Here is a 17,473-nt window from a genome sequence, read left to right on the forward strand (position 1 = left end):
TGGCTGCTGCGTAGGCCGCTGCTTCCTCGGCCATGCTCCAGCAGCCGTGCGACGTCCTCGTCCCCGTAGCGGCGACGTATGAGGCGGCCCGGGTTGCCTCCGGGCACGTCCTCCACGACCACGGCACCGGAGGCAACGACCGCGCCGTGGCCGATCCGGACCCCGGCCATCACCGTCGACCGATACCCGAACCACACGTCGTGCCCGAAGACGGTGTCGCCGCGGCCGGGCAGCCCGGTGATGAGATCGCAGTGCTCGGCCCACGCCCCGCCCATGATTTCGACGGGCCCAACCTGCTCCACCCAGCTCCTTGTCCGGCGGGTCGCGACAGCGATTCAGCGCCGGTGGGCAGCCCGGCATGATCCGCCGGACAGACCCAGGCGTCCTTCGTGCTCGCGCAGGACGGGTGCGCTGGACGAGATGGTCCTGTCGCTGACCGCGAAGAGACTCACCTCCGGCAAGTTGCGCTGGGCGGATGGGGAAAGTCGCGGATGGGGAAAGTCTGGGACATGGACCTCAACGAACTCCAACGCCGCGCCCTGCGCATTCATGACCTCTACGACGAGTGAACCTGAGGGAGCGCGGCCGGGTGTGGACACGCGAGGAGTTCATGCTCGGCTTTGTCGGGGACGTCGGCGATCTGGCAAAGATCGTCATGGCACAGGAAGGCGCCCGTGACATGCCGAGCGGACGTGCCGCTCTGGAGCACGAACTTGCGGACTGTCTGTGGTCCGTGCTTGTTCTCGCGCATCGGTACGACGTCGATCTGGACGCTGCTTTCCTGCACACGATGGACCAGCTCGCCCAATCGATCACCGCGCGAGGCGGACGCGACGTCGGCCGGCATGACCGTGGGCAGGTGTGAACTCTCGGGCCAGTGAGAGGGCCGTTTGGCCTGACTCTAGACCTCGGGGGGCGCCTCGCAGGGTTGGCACCCGGGATCCAGGCCGTCCGGCGGCACGGTGGAGCGCATACGCTCGTTTCGTGGGGAAGATCTTGATCACCGGCATGTCGGGCGTCGGCAAGTCGACGGCACTCCAGCTGTTGCATCTGCGCGGGCACCGGACGGTGGACACCGATACGGACGACTGGAGCCGTTGGGTCACACTGCCGGACGGCTCCACCGACTGGATCTGGCGGGAGCAGGCCATCACCGACCTGCTGACCGGCCACGACGCGGGCAACCTCTTTGTGGCCGGCTGCAAGACCAACCAGGGCCAGTTCTACCCCTTGTTCGACCAGGTGGTGCTGCTGAGTGCTCCTGCCGATGTACTGCTGGCCCGTATCAAGGCGCGAACCAACAACCCCTACGGCAAACGGACTGAAGAACGGGACGCCGTTCTCCACCACCTGGCCACCATCGAGCCGCTACTCCGTGCCACCGCGGCCATCGAGATCGACGCCACCGCGCCCGTCGAACGCATCGTGCAACAGCTGGAAGAACTCTCTGAGCACTGACGTCTGCGGTCGGCTGAGCCGACCGCAGAGCGTCGGCCGTGCTCGGGACGGTCGGAGCCCGAACCCCGCGCCCACTCCCGGGCCGTGCCACACATAACCCCCCGGAACAGGGGCACCAGACCCTATGACCCGAGCTCCGGCAGGCGCATCCCCCGACCTGCCCGAGCCCCGCGGCCCCACCAGTTCCCCCCGCCGGTGGGGCCGACTCACGTTCCGGCCTACTTCACCGGCTTCCCTGGTCGCCCGCCACCGGCCGACACTGGACCGGGATCTGGGCGAGACACACGGCACGGTCGCGGTCCGGACGCCGTCCCACCCAGTGGCTCTTGACCTGCTCGCCGAAACCCGGCCGATGGCTGTCTCCAGCGCCAACCTGACCAGACAGCCGTCCCCGCAGGACTGCGATGCAGCTCACGGCATACTCGGCGACCCGGTCGCCGTCTACCTGGACGGCGGACCCACCGCGGCCGCCGTCGCCTCCTCGATCGTGGGTCTCACCGGCTGGGTCTCCATCCTGAAACGCGCGGGCGCGATCAACGCCGAGCGCCTGCTCAAGGTGGTGCCCGACCTGCAGGAGCCATGACCCGAACCCGTCGGCAACGCCACAGGACGGCACAGTCGACCTGCTTCAGCCACCCGTTCGGCGGGCGTCGTGATCGCGGTAGCGGCGTTGCGCGCTGTGTGGCGAAACACGGTGAACAACGCGCCCACGGCCGGGGCGCCGGACACGGCGCCGCTCCTGTTTTTCGGACCCCCACACAGCAGCGAGCCGGGGCTGGACGTATTCTGCGGCCATGACTGAGGACCCACCGCTGACTCCGTCCGAAGCCGTCGAGGTGCTGCTGGCCGGCAACCAACGCTTCGTGGCGGGCGCGCCGCAGCACCCGAACCAGGACGCCGCGCGCCGCGCCCAGACCGCACCCGTCCAGCGCCCCTTCGCCGTGCTGTTCGGCTGCTCCGACTCACGCCTGGCCGCAGAGATCATCTTCGACCGGGGTCTGGGAGACCTGTTCGTGGTCCGCACCGCAGGCCACGTGGCGGGGCCGGAGGTGCTGGGCAGCATCGAGTACGGCGTGAGCGTGCTGGACTGCCCACTGGTGGTGGTACTGGGTCACGACTCATGCGGCGCGGTGGCGGCCACCCGTGCCGCTCTGGCCGACGGCGTCCCCGCCACCGGATACGTACGCGACCTCATCGAGCGCGTCACCCCCAGCGTCCTTTCCGCCCGCGCCGCCGGGCTCACCGAAGACGACGACATCATCGCCGAGCACATACGGCACACCGTCGACCTCCTGCTGGACCGCTCCCGGGTCCTCGCCGACCAGGTCACCACCGGAAAAACCGCTGTGGTGGGCCTGTCCTACCACCTGGCCGACGGGAGCGCCCGACTCATCACGAGCCGCGGCCTGCCCGTGGAGGCAGCGGGCGCCTGAACGGTTCACAGGCGGACGGCGAGGGCTATGTCAGGCGCCGCCACCAGGGGTCCGCGCTCGCCGAGGCCGGCGCGGATTCGGCGGAGGCGCTCGCGGAGGCTCGCAGGGTCCCGACCGTGACTGGACTCTCATCTGAGCCGAGCAGAGCTTGCCCGACCGCGTCGTTTCGGATTCACACCGATGCGAGGGCCTTCGTCCTCGCCCCCGCATCGGCCCCGATGCAAACTCAGCCGCCGTAGGTGTGGACGTAGTCGAAACGGGCGGTCGCCCCGGCCGTGTTGAGGGAGACCAGGCCGATGCGGAGCGTCTGCTCCTTCGGCAGGGTCCACGCACCGGTCCACGTCCAGTGCACCCCGTCCGTGCTGGTGCCGGCGCGGACCTCGTGCTCGTTCCCGGACCTGTCGTAGTGGTAGGACAGCCGCATCCACAGCGTCTCCGCCGCGGGACCGCCCCACATCGGCCCGTACGCCACGGCCGTCGGCGGTGTGGTGGTTGGCCGCGCACGACCCGGCTCCCAGCGGATCGCGGGCCCGAGCGCGACCGGCGCCACACGCGCGTCTCCCGGGGGTGCACAGCAACTCCTGGGTTCCGCCTCGGACTGCGCCATGCGACCTCCTACCTAGGCCTGATCCACGCCCCGAGGCTACGTCACCAGCGGTGACGGCCTCGACGGCCGCCGCCGCGGACGGTCCGCATCGGCGATCGAGGGCCTTCTGGCGGCCCTGTGCCGCAGCGACCTCCGCGCCGGCCTCGCGTGCACCTGGCGCCGGACGGGCCGTGAGCAGGAGGCACTTGAACGGACCGAGCGCGCGCTGCGCGACGTCGGCGGCGAACGGCCTTCGGGCCGACGGTGCGGGAGTTCAGCCCCTGGACGCCGTCACGAACCGAGTCCGTTCCTCCGCGTCCGCGTCGAAGCCGACCGGCTCCCAGTGCTTCGCCAGCAGTGCGATCAGGCCGAGGACGGGGGCGGCGAGGATGACCCAGTAGACACGTGTTCCGAGGCCGCTGCTGAGGATGGGGAAGAAGAACAGCGTCAGCGTCGAACCGAGGCGCAGCACGGCCTGGTTGAAGCCGATGCTGACGCCGCGCATCGAGGTCGGGAAGCCCAGCGAGGCGTAGCTCATGATGTGCGCGCCGGGGCCGAAGCCCTGGGCGAACATGAACGCGCCGAGCATCAGGACACCGGCTGTCACGAAGGCCGTCCCGGACGGGTCTCCGATGAGACCGAGCACCGTGATGGCAACGAACTGGATCGCGAAGCCCAGCGTCATCATCGGCCAGGCGCCGCGGGTCGACGCCCAACGGATGCCGAGAATTCCACCGGTCAGGGCGAAGACGAGGTTCAGCGCGAAAGAGGACGCGATCGTGGTCAGCGGGCCCTGGGTCATCAGTGTGGCGATGATGATCGGCAGTCCGAACGCGACCGCGTTGTAGCCGAAGGTCTCCGCCAGACCGACCGTCACCGACTGGATCGTGCGCGTGCGGTACGGAGGGGTGAAGAGCCGTGCGTACGCGGCGAGGCCGGGCTTGGGCGGGCGGGGCGTCGTCGCGGGCGCGTCCTCGGCGACGCGCGCGTCCACGCCGTACGACTGCCGCAGGATCCTCGCCGCGCCTTCCAGATCGCCCTGGTCGGCGGCCCAGGTCGGGGACTCGTTCATGTAGCGCCGGCGCAGCAGCAGCACCAGCAGCGCGGGTATCGCGCCGAAGCCGACGGTGAACCGCCACAGCCAGCCCAACTGGGCGTCCGGCAGGAGGAAGTACAGCAGCATGATCACCAGGTAGCAACCGCTGGTCGCGGTGTACCAGGCAGGTGACCAGGCGGCCGTGCGTGAGCCCTTGCTGCCCTTGCCGCGCAGCCGGGAGAACTCGGCGAGGAACGCGATCGCGACCGGGATGTCCATGCCGACGCCGATGCCCATCACGAAGCGTGCGGCGATCAGCGTCCACACGTCCTGCGCCACCGCGCACACCAGCGCGGTGGCGACGAAGAAGAGCATGTTGGCCATGAAGACCCGGTAGCGGCCGATTCGGTCCACCAGCCAGCCGCCGACGAGCGCGCCGAGGAGCGAACCGACGCTGATCGAGGCGGTGACCGTGCCGGCCATGGTGGAGCTGAGACCGAACTGTTCCGTGATGTCGGGCAGCCCATAGGCGAGGGAGCTCAGGTCGTAGGCATCGAGGAAGATGCCGCCGAGCGCGATGATCACGATCATCTTGGCGTGACGGCCTCGCGCCGTGCCCGAGTTGACCAGATCGGAGACGTCGGCCGCGGAACGGATCAGTACCGTGCTCGACGTCGTCACCGGGGATGTGCTGGTGGACAGGGGGGAGGTGGAGCTCACGAGCGCCTTCCGGTGTGGTGCAGGGACGTACCGGCGGATCGTATGCGCCGACCGGAATTCGTTCGCAAATCCGTCCGCATAGTGGTCACCGATATGGACATGATCACGAGTGGTACACGGCCGACAACCCGGCGTCGAGCCCGAACTTCAGGGAGCCGCGTCGGGATCCACGTCGAGCCCCCCGGCTCCGCACAGGGCTTATGGGCCAGTTGCTCGTCGGTCCGTGCTAACTTCCGTATACAAGTTGTATGCGATGCGGTTCCACGGGAGCTCAGATGGCGACGTCCGGTCGGGAGAAGGCATACGCCTACCTCAAGGAAACAGTGCTCACCGACCCGGCGATGCAGGGTGAGTTCCTCTCCGAGCAGGAGATCGCCGATCGCATCGGCGTCTCCCGCACTCCCATCCGCGAAGCCCTGCTGCTGCTCGCGGCCGAGGATCTGGTCCAGATGGTGCCCCGGCGCGGAGCGCGGGTCGCCAGGCTGACCGGGCGGGAGATCTCCGAGCTGATGGAGTTGCGCGGCATCGTAGAACGGTATGCGGCGGAACAGGTCATCGCGTTGGACCGCGCGCCCGTCGAGGAACTGGCCGAGCTGTTGGAGCGGCAGCGTGGGCTGAGCGGACCCGACGACGCCAAAGAGTTCATCGCCATCGACCATCGCTTTCACACGACGCTCGTCTCGGCCGTCGGCAACGGCCTCCTCGACCGCCACTACGACGGGCTGCGCAGCCGCCAGGTGCGTGCGGGCGTCGTGGCACTGTACAACCAGAAGGGTCGGCCGCAGTCGGTGATCGACGAACACCGGGCGATCCTGGACGCGATCGCCGCGGCCGACGCGGGCGCGGCGAGCGCGGCGATCGACAGCCACCTGGAGTCGACGCTGCGGGTCCTGCTCGTGGGGTGACGCGGAACCGGCAGGCACGGTTCGCCCGCCGCCTCCGCTCAGTCGTGGTCCGGATAGGTGAACACCAGCATCGTCACGCCCTCCTGCGACGTCCAAGGGCCGTGCGGCATGCCTGGCGGACGGCAGGCGTACTGGCCCTGGGTGAAGGTCTGCTCGATGGTGAGGTCGTACATCGAGCCCTCGACGAGGTAGACCTCCTCCCAGAAGTCGTGCCGTGTCACGCCGAGGTCCGAGGAGTCCGTGCCGGGCTCCCACTTCACCAGAGCCGTGGTGCGCGTACCCGAAGCGTCCTGGGCGAGTACGCGCTCCACGACGCCCGGCGCGGACCCGGGTGCCGGCCGCCAGGGCCCGGCGGGGTGGTGGAATTCGAGTTCTGGCTTGCTCACGACGGTGCTCCCTGAGCTGGTCGGACCGGATCACACCGGGTAGGTGATCGCAGCATCGCCGAGCCCGAGCCTACGGTTGGCCAGCACGGACGTCTTCTCCCGCACCCGGGCGACCTCGGCGACGTCCAACTCCGCGATCAGCAGCCCCGGTGCCGCGCCCAAGGCTTCCCGTACCGTGCCGTCCGGGCCGACGAGCATGCTGTGCCCGATGCCCGTCGGTGCCGTTCCCGCGCCGGTGATGCCGCTCGCCGCCGGATCGGCCTGGCCCGTTGCGGCGACCCAGACCGTGGCGTCCAGAGCCCGCGCCCGTACGAGGAGTTCCCACTGCTCGCGCTTCCCGGGGCCCGCGCCCCAGGACGCGGCGAGCAGAGTGGCGACGGCGCCCGCGTCGGCGTGGGCCCGAAAGAGTTCGGGGAAGCGCACGTCGTAGCAGGTGGCCAGACCGAAGCGGACGCCTTCCACGTCGACGGTGACCACCGTCGAGCCGGGGGCGACACTGTCGGACTCCGCGAAGCCGAAGGCGTCGTAGAGGTGGATCTTGTCGTACGTCGCCTCGACGCCCGGGCCGGTCACGAGCAGGGTGTTCGTCACCCGCCCGTCGCCGGCCGGGGTGAACATCCCCGCGACGACGACGATGCCTGCCGCCTCGGCGATGGCCCTCACCCGGTGCGCCCACGGCCCGTCGAGCGGCTCGGCGAGCGGGGCGAGCGGCGTGCCGAAACAGGCCATCGCCGCTTCGGGGAGGACGACGACGCGGGCGCCTGCCTCGGCCGCGCGCCGGGCCTGCTCCTCGATGAGGTCGAGGTTCTTGGCCGGTTCGGGCCCGGTGGTGATCTGGCTCAGGGCGATGAGCATGAGGAATCCCTTCCGACAAAAGTTCAGGTGGCTACGGGTTCAGGCAGCCGCTTGCGCGACCAGTTGGGCGTCCTCGTCCACCGCTGCCGCCGAGTCCCGGCCCAGCAGGAGTCCGGCAAGGGTCACGGCTGCGGCGACGGCGACGTACACCGCGAGCGGCACCCAGCTGTGGAACGAACCGAGCAGCGCCGTGAACAGCAGCGGAGCGATCGCGCCGCCGATCAGACCGGCCAGCGTGTACGCGAGCGAGGACCCCGTGGAGCGCAGCCGCGGCGAGAACTGCTCGGCGACGAACGCGGCCTGCGGCCCGTACATCAGGGAGTGCAGGACCAGGGCGACGACCACGCCGAGGACCAACAGACCCCACGAGTCGCCGTCGACCATGCCGAAGAAGACGAACGGCCAGACACCGGCGCCGACGGCCGAACAGCCGTACAGGAGGCGCCGGTTGACCCGGTCGGACAGGGCGCCGGCCAGCGGGATCAGGAAGATCTGCAGCGAGGAGCCGATCAGTACGGCCGTCAGGGCCGAGCCGCGCGACATGTCCAGCTCGTCGGTGGCGTAGGTCAGGACGAACACGGTGAACAAGGCGTACAGCACGTCCGGGGCAACGCGGGCGAGGATCGCGGCGGCCAGCGCGCGGGGCTGACGGGTGAGCACCTCTCGCACCGGCGCCTCCGGGCGGGAGTGCTCGGCCTCCATCGCCTTGAAGACCGGGGTCTCCTCCAGCTTCGCGCGGATCCACAGGCCGAATCCGACCAGGACGCCGGAGACCAGGAAGGCGATGCGCCAGCCCCAGGAGAGGAACTGGTCCTCCGTCAACAGGACGCCGAGCGCTGCCAGGACGCCGTTGGCGAGGAGGTTGCCTGCAGGCGGTCCGACCTGCGCGGCGGAGGCGTAGAAGCCGCGCCTCTTCGAGTCGCCGAACTCACTGGAGAGCAGCACGGCACCGCCCCACTCGCCGCCGACGCCGACGCCCTGTGCGAACCGCAGCACGACCAGTGCGATGGGCGCGGCGGCACCGATGGTGCTGTGGGTGGGCAGCAGGCCGATCACAAAAGTGGCCGCGCCGATCAGGACCAGCGTCGCGATCAGGACCTTCTTCCGGCCGATCACATCGCCCAGCCGCCCGAAGACGATGCCGCCGAGCGGGCGCGATACGTAGCCGACGGCGTACGTGGAGAAGGCGAGCAGGGTGCCGGTCAGCGGGTCCTCGGAGGGGAAGAACAGGTCGCCGAAGACCAGGGCCGACGCGGCGGAGTAGACCGCGAAGTCGTACCACTCCAGGGCGGTGCCGGTCAGGCTCGCGAAGAAGGCGCGAACGAGACCGGAGCGGCCCGTCGTCATGCCCGGTGGGGCGGCCTCGGCTCGGGGGGCGTCGTACAGCATTTCAGTCCTCGGTTCGTGGAACATCGACCTTTCGGCATACTTCTTGTATACAGGTCGTATGCGCAACCCCTGAACGGGAAGTTAACTGCTTCGCAACCCGCCTGCCCCTTCACTCCCGGGAGATCCCATGGCCCTGCTCACATTCGAACTGCCCGACGGCTCCACCCTTGACGTGGACATCGTCCAAGTCCTCAACGCCGGCTACGCCGGGCGCAGCCAGGACGACGTCGCCGCGCACGTCGCCGAACTCGCCGCACTCGGTGTGCCCGCCCCGACCACGACCCCGGCTCTCTACCCGGTCTCGCCCTACCTCGCGCAGCAGACCGATCGCGTCGCCGTGCAGCACGGGCGGACCTCCGGCGAGGCGGAGTGGGCGCTCGTCGTGGCCGAGGAAGGCGAGCTGCTGCTCACCGCCGCCTGCGACCACACCGACCGTGAGCTCGAAGTGCACGGCGTGGCCTGGAGCAAGAACGCGAGCCCCGATGTCCTGGCCCGCCGCGCCTGGCGGCTGGCCGACGTGGAGGATCGCCTGGACGACCTGACCCTGCGCGCCTGGGTCACCGTCAAGGGCGAGGAATTCCTGATCCAGGACGGCTGCCTCGCCGAGCTGCTCACGCCCGCCTACTGGGCCGACGTGCTTCGCGGACGCGGCGAGCTGATCCCCGGCACGGTGCTGATATCCGGCACGATCCCGATGGCGGAGGACGTTGACCAGTTCGGCGAGGCCTGGCGCGTGGAGCTGGCCGATCCGGCGACCGGTAACGCCATCACCCTTGCCTACTCGGTGGTCCCGATGCCGGAGCCGATCGGCTGATCAGCACAGTGCCGTCCTGCTGGGGCTTCGGCGGAAGGCCCACCAGGACGACTCGTTCCTCCGGCGCGAACGGTCGCTTCGGGCTTGCACCGACCCGCTGATGAGCATCTCGAAACTGCGCTCCGCGCTCGAACGGAATCAGATCGGCACGCCCACGGGCTGACGGCCATCGCCTGGGTCCTGGCGGTGTCCGGGCCCACCGTGATGGTCGACGGCGGGTCGACGTTCGTCGGCCCGAAAGCGGCTACGCCCACCTGGTCCCGGGCGACTCCGGCAAGATCAGCGGGAACCTGCGGCCTCCCCAGCGAAACAGCCGCAGACTCCGAAGCCCAAGTGCCTTCGGCTGTCGGCCGAACGGGGCGCCGACTGACACATCGCCACGTGTGGACATGCCGGCACCATTCCGTCTCCACGCGAGCCAGTTCGGCGTCGTACCGGCAGGCTTCGAAGTGAAACTCCGGCGGAGGGACCTCCGAGTACGGAACCCGCCAGTCCGACCACTGCACGATGCCCCCGATTCGCTGTACGACCACGGACAGGAAACCGCAGCAGCCACCTGTGCACTCAGGTTCCCCCAGTTCCACGCGCCGCGGCTCACTGGCCGCACGGAGGGCACTGGGACGGCCGACGGGCAGCACGTCAGACGCGAACGGCCCGCGGCCCCCTTCGCCGACCGCCCCTGCCACCACGTCCTCACCGTTGACCCAGAACCGCAGACGGACACCGAACCGGGGCCCTGGCGGCAGCACACTGATCTCCAGCCGATCGAACATCGGGCCACCCTACGGCGAGTGCTGGCGGGGGATTCCGCGACCGCCTTGCCGAGCCGTCGCCGCACAGCAGCCCGCCCTCCCGGCGACGCCATCTGGGCCCTCCTGCGCGACGGACGGCGCTCAGGCGCAGCGCCGTCACATCTGCTCGGCAATCACGAGCTGAGTGATCACCTCCTAATGACGTTGTCAAGCCGCGACTGTGACAGGGAGTTCGCTTTGGAAGCACCGTCCGTCACGAATCAAGGCCCACAGCACGTTGACCCGTCGCCGGGCCAGTGCGAGGACGGCCTGGGTGTGCCGCTTGCCCTCGGCGCGCTTGCGTTCGTAGTAGCGGCGGGACGCGTCGCAGCTGCGGATGCTGATGAGCGCGGAGGTGTAGAAGACGCGTTGCAGGCCGCGGTGGTAGCGCCGGGGGCGGTGCAGGTTGCCGATGACGTTGCCCGAGTCGCGGGGCACTGGGGCGACTCCGGCAAGGCTGGCCAGGCGGTCGGCCGTGCCGTAGCGGCTCATGTCGCCGGCGGTGGCGGCGAGGAACTCGGCGCCCAGCAGCGGGCCGATGCCAGGCATGCTGGAGATCACTTCGGCGAGTTCGTGCTCGCGAAACCGGGTCGCAATGAGCTTGTCGATCTCGGTGATCTGCTCGTTGAGACTCATCACCTCCTTCGCCAGGGTGTGGATCACCTGAGCGGTGATCTTCTCCCCGGGGACGGCGGTGTGCTGGCGCTCGGCCGCCTCGACGGCGGTTTCGGCGAGGACTTCGGCCCCGCGGACGGAGCGGTTGCGCAGCCAGGTCTCCAGCCGCTTGCGGCCGGTGCGGCGCAGGGCGCCCGGGGTCTGGTAACCGGTCAGCAGGACCAGCGGGCCGACGTTCCCCAGGTCCAGGACTCGCTCCAACGCCGGGAAGATGCCGGTGAGTTGCCCGCGCAGGCGGTTGATGCGGCGGGTGCGGTCGGCATTGATGTCGGCCCGGCGGTTGGTGAGGACCCGCAGCTCGATGGCGTGCTCGTCGTCCGGGCGCAGGACGGTCAGGTCCCGGCGCATCCGGGCCTGGTCGGCAATGACGGTGGCGTCCTTGGCGTCGGTTTTGCCGGTGCCCCGGTAGCCGGCGGATGCCCGGTTGACCGCGAGGCCGGGGATGTAGAGCAGCTGCTGTCCGTGGTTGAGCAGCACACTGATCAGCAAGGTGGCCATACCGTCGGCGACATCGACCGCCCACACGGCGTCCTCGTCGATGGCCAGCACGTCGGCGAGCAGGGCCAGCAGTTCCGGCTCGTCGTTCAACACGCGGCGCGACAGCAGCCGCGTGCCCTCGGCATTCAGGACCACGCAGTGGTGATGGGTCTTGCCGATGTCCACGCCTGCCCATATCTGGGGCACGGGTTCCTCCGGTTCCGTCGGTGTGCGCTGTTTTCCCGAACGACCTCGCCAGCGTGGTCCTACTCAGCGGTACACCCGCAGGTGCCCGCAGCTCCTAATCAGCGGCCGAGTCGTCGTGAGACACCCGGCGGCCAGGTGACGGGAACCATCGAGGGCAACCAACTGAAAGCCATACCCGGTGTCTCTGGGCCTCTGGACCTTACGACGGCCCGTCCAACCCACCAACAACGTAGGACCAACTGACTCCGGAACCCGTCGGGCCGTCAGGGCGTCGCGGTCGGACCGACTACGCAGGCGGGCGGCCTCCGCCCCTGCGGCTACTGGTCGCGGAGCGCCTGCTCGACCGCGTCCCGGATGCGGGCGTCCTCACGCGCCTTGCGCCGTACGCGGTTTCGACGCCGGAGAACGAGTGCCCCGGCGACTGCCGCGATCACCACGACGACCAGCAGCAACAGCGTCCACGGGACGGCCCAGCCGTGCGCCGTGGCCTGGACCGGCTTGAGCGAACTGGTTGAGCCCGACGCGTCGGTGAGCAGAGGTGTCAGGGTCGCGGTCGCGGCCAGGCTGACTCCGGGCGCCACGCCGTGAACGGGCACCTTCACCTTCCAGCTCTCACCGGGGAGCAGCTCCGGCGGCGAGGCGATGTCGCCCGCTGCGGACCGCAGCCACCCGAACGGGCCGGCGACCGATACCCCCTGCTTGGCCGACAGGATGGCGTTGCCGGTGTTGTGGATCGTGTAGGTGACGGTGGCATCGCCCTGGGCGAACGGGTTGAACGACCCGGCGTAGCCCACGTGTAGGTCCTCGATCGCGAGCTTCGGCTTGAGCTCGCCGCTGACCCGCAGTTTGACCCGGATGCCGAGGCGCCGATCCACGTTGATGCCCTCGGCCTCGTCGGACTGCCGCAGGGAGGTGAGGATTCCGCCCACGTAGTCGCCGGGCGTGGCGTTGTCCGGAACGGCGACCGTGAAGGGAATCCTGGCGGACTTACCAGGCTTGATCACGACGCTGTCGCGGTCGGCGTGGACCCAGGCTCCGATGCCGACGGACTTCTTGTCCTGGGTGAGCAGATCGAGCTGGCCCGTGCCGGCCGTGAAACCGTCGGCGGCGTAGACAGCGAGTTCGAGCGGGGACTTGCTGTGGTTGGCGACGACCATGGCGTCCTCGGCGGTGCCGCCGGGGTTCACGCCGTAGCTGAAGCTGGAGCGGTCGTCGCCGTACCCGTTCGCGGCCGTTCTGACCGTCCAGGTGACGTCGCCGTTGTCCGCCAGAGCGGGATCGACCCGCAGGCCGACGGCCGCGAGGGCCATGAGCAGGGCCAGGGTGGCGTTACGAACGAGCGCGCTGACGTTGGTCTTCCGGCGCGGGACGGGCGGGTGCATGTCGGGGGTCTCCTGGAACTTCAGGCAGGGCGGGGCACCGGAAGGTGCCCCGCCCCGCCATGTTGGGACGGGTTGATCAGCTGCTCAGTGCGGTGATCGTCAGAGTGGCGCGGTAGCCACCCTTGGTAACGCTGTCCGGGATCTTCAGACCCAGGTCGGCGCCGAGCTTGGCCCCACCACGGGCGTGGCCCTGGTCGGCGTGAGCGAGGCCGCGCGAGACGGACAGGCCCTGGCCGTTGTCGTCGTAGCCGGAGGCCACCGATTCGCCGCTGGTGGCGCCGGCGCCCTGGTCGAGGACGTACGGGCTCCAGCCGAGGTACGAGCCGGAGAACTTCTTGTCGGCGTCCTTGAAGTCGCTCACGTCAGCCGAGATCGACCACGGGGCGAGCGAACGGCGGCTGTCCGACACGGTGATCGGGTTGATCTTGCCGGAGGCCTCGAAGTGGTCACCGTTGCGCTCCTGCGCGGTGCCGAGGTTCACCAGGCCGTTGTAGCCGTCGATCGTCCAACCGAACTCGCCCGGGGCCGGGTTCGGCACGTTGACCTGGAGGTCCTGGCCGGTGCCGTGGTTCGGGTGCACCTGGAACTTGTCGACGGTCGAGCCGACAGGCTGGTCCCCGTCGGTGTTGTTGCAGGACATGCCCTGCTCGACCTCGGAGTTCGGGGCCGCGCAGGTGCCGCTGCGAATGTCCTCGACCACGAGCTTGTCGCTGCGCACCTGGACCTTGACGTAGGTGCGGACGTGCTCCTGGTTCTGGACCGAGTTGTACCAGTAGTTGTTCGGGTTCTGCGGGTCGGCACCGTTACCGGCACCGCTGGTCCCGCTGCTGTCCGGCTTCGTGATGTCGTAGTACTTCGAGCCCGAAGCGGAGTTCGCGGTCACGTAGATGACGCCACCGGGACCGGGGTACAGGTCAGCGGCGCCGGGCTTCTCGTCCGGGTTCGCCTTCTGGCCGTTCTTGATCTCATAGCTGCGCGAGTAGCTGTGGTCGTGGCCCTGGAGGACCAGGTCGACACCGAGCTTGGAGAACGCGTCCGAGAAGTCGACGCGGCGGACCTTGTTGTCGTTGTCCTTGGCGTGGGACGCCGGCGAGTAGATCGCGTGGTGGTAACTGAGCACCTTCCACTTGGCCTCGGCGCCGTGCTGGTTGATGACGTCGGTCACGTACTTGATGTGCGCCGCGTCACCGCCGCCGCCCTGGGAGGTGGCATAGCTGTTGCTGTTGAGGTTGATGAACAGCACATCCTTGTAGATGTACCAGTAGTCACCGCCGGACGTGTTGGACGCCGGGTTGCCGTTGGAGTACAGCGGGCCCGAGCGGTCCGTGTTCGGGGTGGTGAAGTGCTGCTCGTACGCCTTGCCGCCGACGTCGTGGTTACCGATGGTGGGAGCCCACGGGTACTGACGGAGCTTGTCGGGGGCCAGGAAGGAGTTCCACTGGGACTCGGTGTTCGCGGTCTCGACCTGGTCACCGCCCGACAACAGCAGTTCGGCGTTGGGGTTGGCCGCCAGCGAGACGTCCACTGTGTCCTGCCAACCGGCCTGGTCCTGCGCCAGGTTGCCGGACGAGCCGATCTGCGGGTCGCCGAAGAACAGGAAGTCGTAGTCGCCCTCGAAGTCCTGCGTCTTGAACGAGTACGTCGAGGACCAGTTGCCCTCGGTGCCCACGCGGTAGGAGTACGCCGTGTGCTCCTTCAGGCCCGTGATCGTCGCGTGGCGGTTGAAGCCGCCGCTGGTCGCGATGTTCGCCGCGCCGGTGGCGTCGAAGTTGGCGGCGTCCGCCGGGAACTCGCCGTTGACGAGCGCGGTGGTCGGGGCGACCTGGAGCTTCTGCGCGGTGTCGGCCGAAGAGTACCAGGTCACGGTGCGCTGGGTCTCGTTGGCGCCCACGCCGAGTATGACGCCGGTGAGCGTTGCGGATTCGGCGGCGGCGGCGGGGGACGCCGTACCGCTGCCGAGGGCTACGGCCAAGCCCAGGAATGCCGCTGTGGCCCCAGTGGCCGCGCGGCGCCGTACAGACCCGGGAGCCTGTCTCTTGGTGCTCGATTTCATTGGTTTTTTGTTCCTTTAACGCACATGAGTGCACGGAATGGAGACCCTTACGATTCCTTCACATGGTGAACCCGCGACCAATGCCATCTCGGACTTGTCTGAACATCTCGCGGGACCTGAATCGGTCTCAGATTCCGAACGTCCGTTGCACGAACCACACCAGTCCCATGGCTGACACGCCGGCAGAGATCACGCCGGTCGCCCAGAGGCCGGCCGTCGGCGCCCGGTGGCGCAGCACGATCAGCAGCGGGAAGAGGGCGGCGATGATAGCCAACTGCACTGTCTCGATGCCGACGTTGAACACCAGCAAGGACCACAGCAGAGTCCATGACCACGCCTCGTCGATCCCCAGCGCGCCCGCGAAGCCCAGGCCGTGCACGAGGCCGAAGCAGAACACGACCCCGAGGCGGATCCAGCCCGCACGGTCCAGGCTGAAGTGGCCCCGCCCTGCTGTCTCGAGGTCGGACGCGTGGCCGCGGCGCCGCCAGAGCCGCCACAGGTGCCAGCCGGCGACCACGGCGATCGACAGCGCGATGACGGGCTCCACGATGCCGGCGGGCGCGTCGACCAGTCCGAGCGCGGCGAGCATGAAGGTCACCGAGTGCGCCAGGGTGAAACTCGTTGCCACGAGCACGATCTCGCGCAGGCGCCGTGACCCGGCGATGAGTGCCAGCAGGAACAGGATGTGGTCGATCCCGGACAGCAGATGCTCGGCGCCCAGGCGAAAGAACTCCCAGAACCGTTCGTACCAGGCCTGACCGATCGAGAAGGACGGGTGACCCGCGTCGAGTGCGGCACTGCCGGAGCGGCCGTCGAGCTCGTAGGTGACGATCGTCTTGGTGCCCTTGACGTACGTCTCGCCGTCGGGGAACAGCCCGCTGCGCACCTCCAGGTCGTCGCCCCGCTCGGAACACGCCCAGTCGAGCAGCAGACCGGCGTACGGCACGCCCTCCCGCCGGCCGATCGTGAAGTCGCCGACCCGTGTCGGCGTGCACGCCCTGCCGTCCGAGGTGACCGAGAAGCGCTCGGTCACGTATCTGACGGCCGACTCCGCATGGGCGTTGAGCGCCTCGGACTGTTCCTTGGCGCCACCGGTTTCGAACGCGGCGTTTCCGGTCTTGAAGAGGGGGTCGTCGTCCTCGTAGTCGGCGGCGGATACGATGAAGAGGTCGTACTCGAGCCCCAGTTTCGTCCGTATATGACCCTCGTTGCCCTCGGCGACGTCGACGTACGCGGTCGACGTGAACCCGTGGGCGGACGCCGGCTGTCCGGCGCTCAGGAAAGCGATCACGGCCGCGGTGATCCCGACGATGGTGCGGCGGACCCGTTGTGACATGTTGCTCCTTCAGGTTGCCAGTGCACGGTGCGCGTCACGGGTGAACACGGCCCGGGCGGCCGGCGAACTGTGGAACAACAAACGCGATGACGACACCTGCGGAGGAAGACGGCACCAACCGGGATAGCAGGATGTAGACGCACCATCCGCCACCACTCGGAGGACGATCGCCTTGCGCTCCCTGCTTCGGGCCGCTGCCGCGCTGGCCGCGGCCGCCGCGCTGGTCACCGGATGCAGTTCCGGCGACGACTGGTCACAGCCGCACCCCGACCCCACTGCCGTGGGCACGCTCGGTCCGGGGTTCGTCGACCCCTCTTCCCCACCCATCCCGGAGGGGACCGCCACGCCGCGGCCCGGCTCCTGGACCGGGGTCCACCCACCGAAGGACTACCGGGTGGTCCTGCTCACCTCGGGTGACGAGCGCCCGACCAAGAAGCTCGTGACGGCGGTCCAGGACTGGGCCGGGGACGAACACGTCGATCTCAGAACGATGACCGCCGACGGTCCGTCCGACCTCGTTCCCAGCGTCACCAGGGCCCTCGAGATGGGCCCGGACCTTGTCGTCAGCGCAGGCAACGACCTCGTCGACCCCCTCGCGGTGGTCACCCCGAACCACCTGTCCCAGCAGTTCCTCGTCGTGGGCGCGGAGCTTGCCGAGCCCACCCACAACGTCACGGCGGTCGACTGGTCCGGTGCGTCGTTCCGTGGCGAAGGGCTCGGCATGTCCTCGACGTACGACCCCGGCTCGTTCTCCACCGAGCGCTGCGCTGCCGCCATCAGGGCAGGCGTCGCGTCCGTGCTCAACGACCTGACCGGGATTGTGATCTGGCTCGACGCCCCCTCTGCCCCGCGCTGAGGGTCGCGGCCTGCTGCGAAACTGCCGGTCGAACCCACACCTTGGATTTGGCCGGGCGAGGTCAGCACGGGTGGGGTCAGGAGAGGGTCGCGCCGCGGTTGGAAAGCAGCGCGA

15 protein-coding genes and 2 pseudogenes are annotated in these 17,473 nt (G+C 69.1%); 7 read left to right on the forward strand and 10 right to left on the reverse strand.

The features are described 5' to 3' along the window. Positions 1-38: 38 nt before the first annotated feature. Positions 39-287: pseudogene (locus tag OHB49_RS06020) on the reverse strand (antibiotic acetyltransferase); the annotation flags it as partial. A 302-nt stretch (positions 288-589) separates the two neighbouring features. Between OHB49_RS06020 and OHB49_RS06025 the strand changes: the two are divergent. The 4 genes and pseudogenes from OHB49_RS06025 to OHB49_RS06040 all read left to right on the forward strand — a co-directional run bounded on the left by OHB49_RS06025 (position 590) and on the right by OHB49_RS06040 (position 2,891). Next, positions 590-865 carry a hypothetical protein gene (locus OHB49_RS06025; RefSeq protein ID WP_329158536.1) on the forward strand — a complete coding sequence of 92 codons (276 nt, stop codon included), beginning with the start codon at positions 590-592 and terminating at the stop codon, positions 863-865. A gap of 119 nt (positions 866-984) precedes the next feature. After that, a complete protein-coding gene (locus tag OHB49_RS06030) occupies positions 985-1,458 on the forward strand; it encodes an AAA family ATPase (protein ID WP_329158537.1) in 474 nt (157 codons plus the stop codon). Positions 1,459-1,690: 232 nt separating this feature from the next. Further along, positions 1,691-2,041: pseudogene (locus OHB49_RS06035) on the forward strand (L-threonylcarbamoyladenylate synthase); the annotation flags it as partial. A 211-nt stretch (positions 2,042-2,252) separates the two neighbouring features. Then, on the forward strand, positions 2,253-2,891 hold the full coding sequence (locus tag OHB49_RS06040) for a carbonic anhydrase (protein ID WP_329158538.1): 639 nt from the start codon (positions 2,253-2,255) through the stop codon (positions 2,889-2,891). Positions 2,892-3,117: 226 nt separating this feature from the next. Here the strand turns inward: OHB49_RS06040 and OHB49_RS06045 are convergent, their stop codons facing one another. Further along, positions 3,118-3,498, reverse strand: coding sequence for a hypothetical protein (locus OHB49_RS06045; protein WP_329158539.1), 381 nt, complete (start codon positions 3,496-3,498; stop codon positions 3,118-3,120). Between the two features lie 253 nt (positions 3,499-3,751). Continuing rightward, positions 3,752-5,233, reverse strand: coding sequence for an MFS transporter (locus OHB49_RS06050; protein WP_329158541.1), 1,482 nt, complete (start codon positions 5,231-5,233; stop codon positions 3,752-3,754). Between the two features lie 275 nt (positions 5,234-5,508). Between OHB49_RS06050 and OHB49_RS06055 the strand changes: the two genes are divergently transcribed. Beyond that, positions 5,509-6,138, forward strand: a complete 630-nt coding sequence (locus OHB49_RS06055; protein WP_329158542.1) for a GntR family transcriptional regulator — start codon at positions 5,509-5,511, stop codon at positions 6,136-6,138. A 38-nt stretch (positions 6,139-6,176) separates the two neighbouring features. On the opposite strand, the gene OHB49_RS06060 is transcribed toward OHB49_RS06055, so the two are convergent. From OHB49_RS06060 to OHB49_RS06070, 3 genes are read right to left on the reverse strand one after another with little or no spacing between them, the layout of a single operon-like run. Then, complete coding sequence (locus OHB49_RS06060) at positions 6,177-6,524, reverse strand: cupin domain-containing protein (protein ID WP_329158544.1); 348 nt, start codon at positions 6,522-6,524, stop codon at positions 6,177-6,179. Positions 6,525-6,554: 30 nt separating this feature from the next. After that, positions 6,555-7,379 carry a carbon-nitrogen hydrolase family protein gene (locus OHB49_RS06065; RefSeq protein ID WP_329158545.1) on the reverse strand — a complete coding sequence of 275 codons (825 nt, stop codon included), beginning with the start codon at positions 7,377-7,379 and terminating at the stop codon, positions 6,555-6,557. A 39-nt stretch (positions 7,380-7,418) separates the two neighbouring features. Further along, on the reverse strand, positions 7,419-8,768 hold the full coding sequence (locus OHB49_RS06070; RefSeq protein WP_443079496.1) for an MFS transporter: 1,350 nt from the start codon (positions 8,766-8,768) through the stop codon (positions 7,419-7,421). Between the two features lie 127 nt (positions 8,769-8,895). On the opposite strand from OHB49_RS06070, the gene OHB49_RS06075 reads away from it, so the two are divergent. Further along, the gene (locus OHB49_RS06075; RefSeq protein WP_329158547.1) at positions 8,896-9,582 is read left to right on the forward strand and encodes a DUF2848 domain-containing protein; all 687 of its coding nucleotides are present in this window, start codon (positions 8,896-8,898) and stop codon (positions 9,580-9,582) included. 959 nt (positions 9,583-10,541) lie between these two features. Here the strand turns inward: OHB49_RS06075 and OHB49_RS06080 are convergent. The 4 genes from OHB49_RS06080 to OHB49_RS06095 all read right to left on the reverse strand — a co-directional run bounded on the left by OHB49_RS06080 (position 10,542) and on the right by OHB49_RS06095 (position 16,503). Then, on the reverse strand, positions 10,542-11,732 hold the full coding sequence (locus OHB49_RS06080) for an IS110 family transposase (RefSeq protein WP_329156964.1): 1,191 nt from the start codon (positions 11,730-11,732) through the stop codon (positions 10,542-10,544). Between the two features lie 317 nt (positions 11,733-12,049). After that, positions 12,050-13,114 carry a WxL protein peptidoglycan domain-containing protein gene (locus OHB49_RS06085; RefSeq protein WP_329158549.1) on the reverse strand — a complete coding sequence of 355 codons (1,065 nt, stop codon included), beginning with the start codon at positions 13,112-13,114 and terminating at the stop codon, positions 12,050-12,052. Between the two features lie 76 nt (positions 13,115-13,190). Then, a complete protein-coding gene (locus OHB49_RS06090) occupies positions 13,191-15,167 on the reverse strand; it encodes a metallophosphoesterase family protein (RefSeq protein WP_329158551.1) in 1,977 nt (658 codons plus the stop codon). Between the two features lie 127 nt (positions 15,168-15,294). Further along, a complete protein-coding gene (locus OHB49_RS06095; protein ID WP_329158553.1) occupies positions 15,295-16,503 on the reverse strand; it encodes a HupE/UreJ family protein in 1,209 nt (402 codons plus the stop codon). 172 nt (positions 16,504-16,675) lie between these two features. On the opposite strand from OHB49_RS06095, the gene OHB49_RS06100 reads away from it, so the two are divergent. Further along, positions 16,676-17,359 carry a hypothetical protein gene (locus tag OHB49_RS06100; RefSeq protein WP_329158554.1) on the forward strand — a complete coding sequence of 228 codons (684 nt, stop codon included), beginning with the start codon at positions 16,676-16,678 and terminating at the stop codon, positions 17,357-17,359. The last annotated feature ends 114 nt before the right edge of the window (positions 17,360-17,473 follow it).

Origin of the sequence: Streptomyces sp. NBC_01717 (genome assembly GCF_036248255.1) — a bacterium.
Taxonomy (GTDB): domain Bacteria; phylum Actinomycetota; class Actinomycetes; order Streptomycetales; family Streptomycetaceae; genus Streptomyces.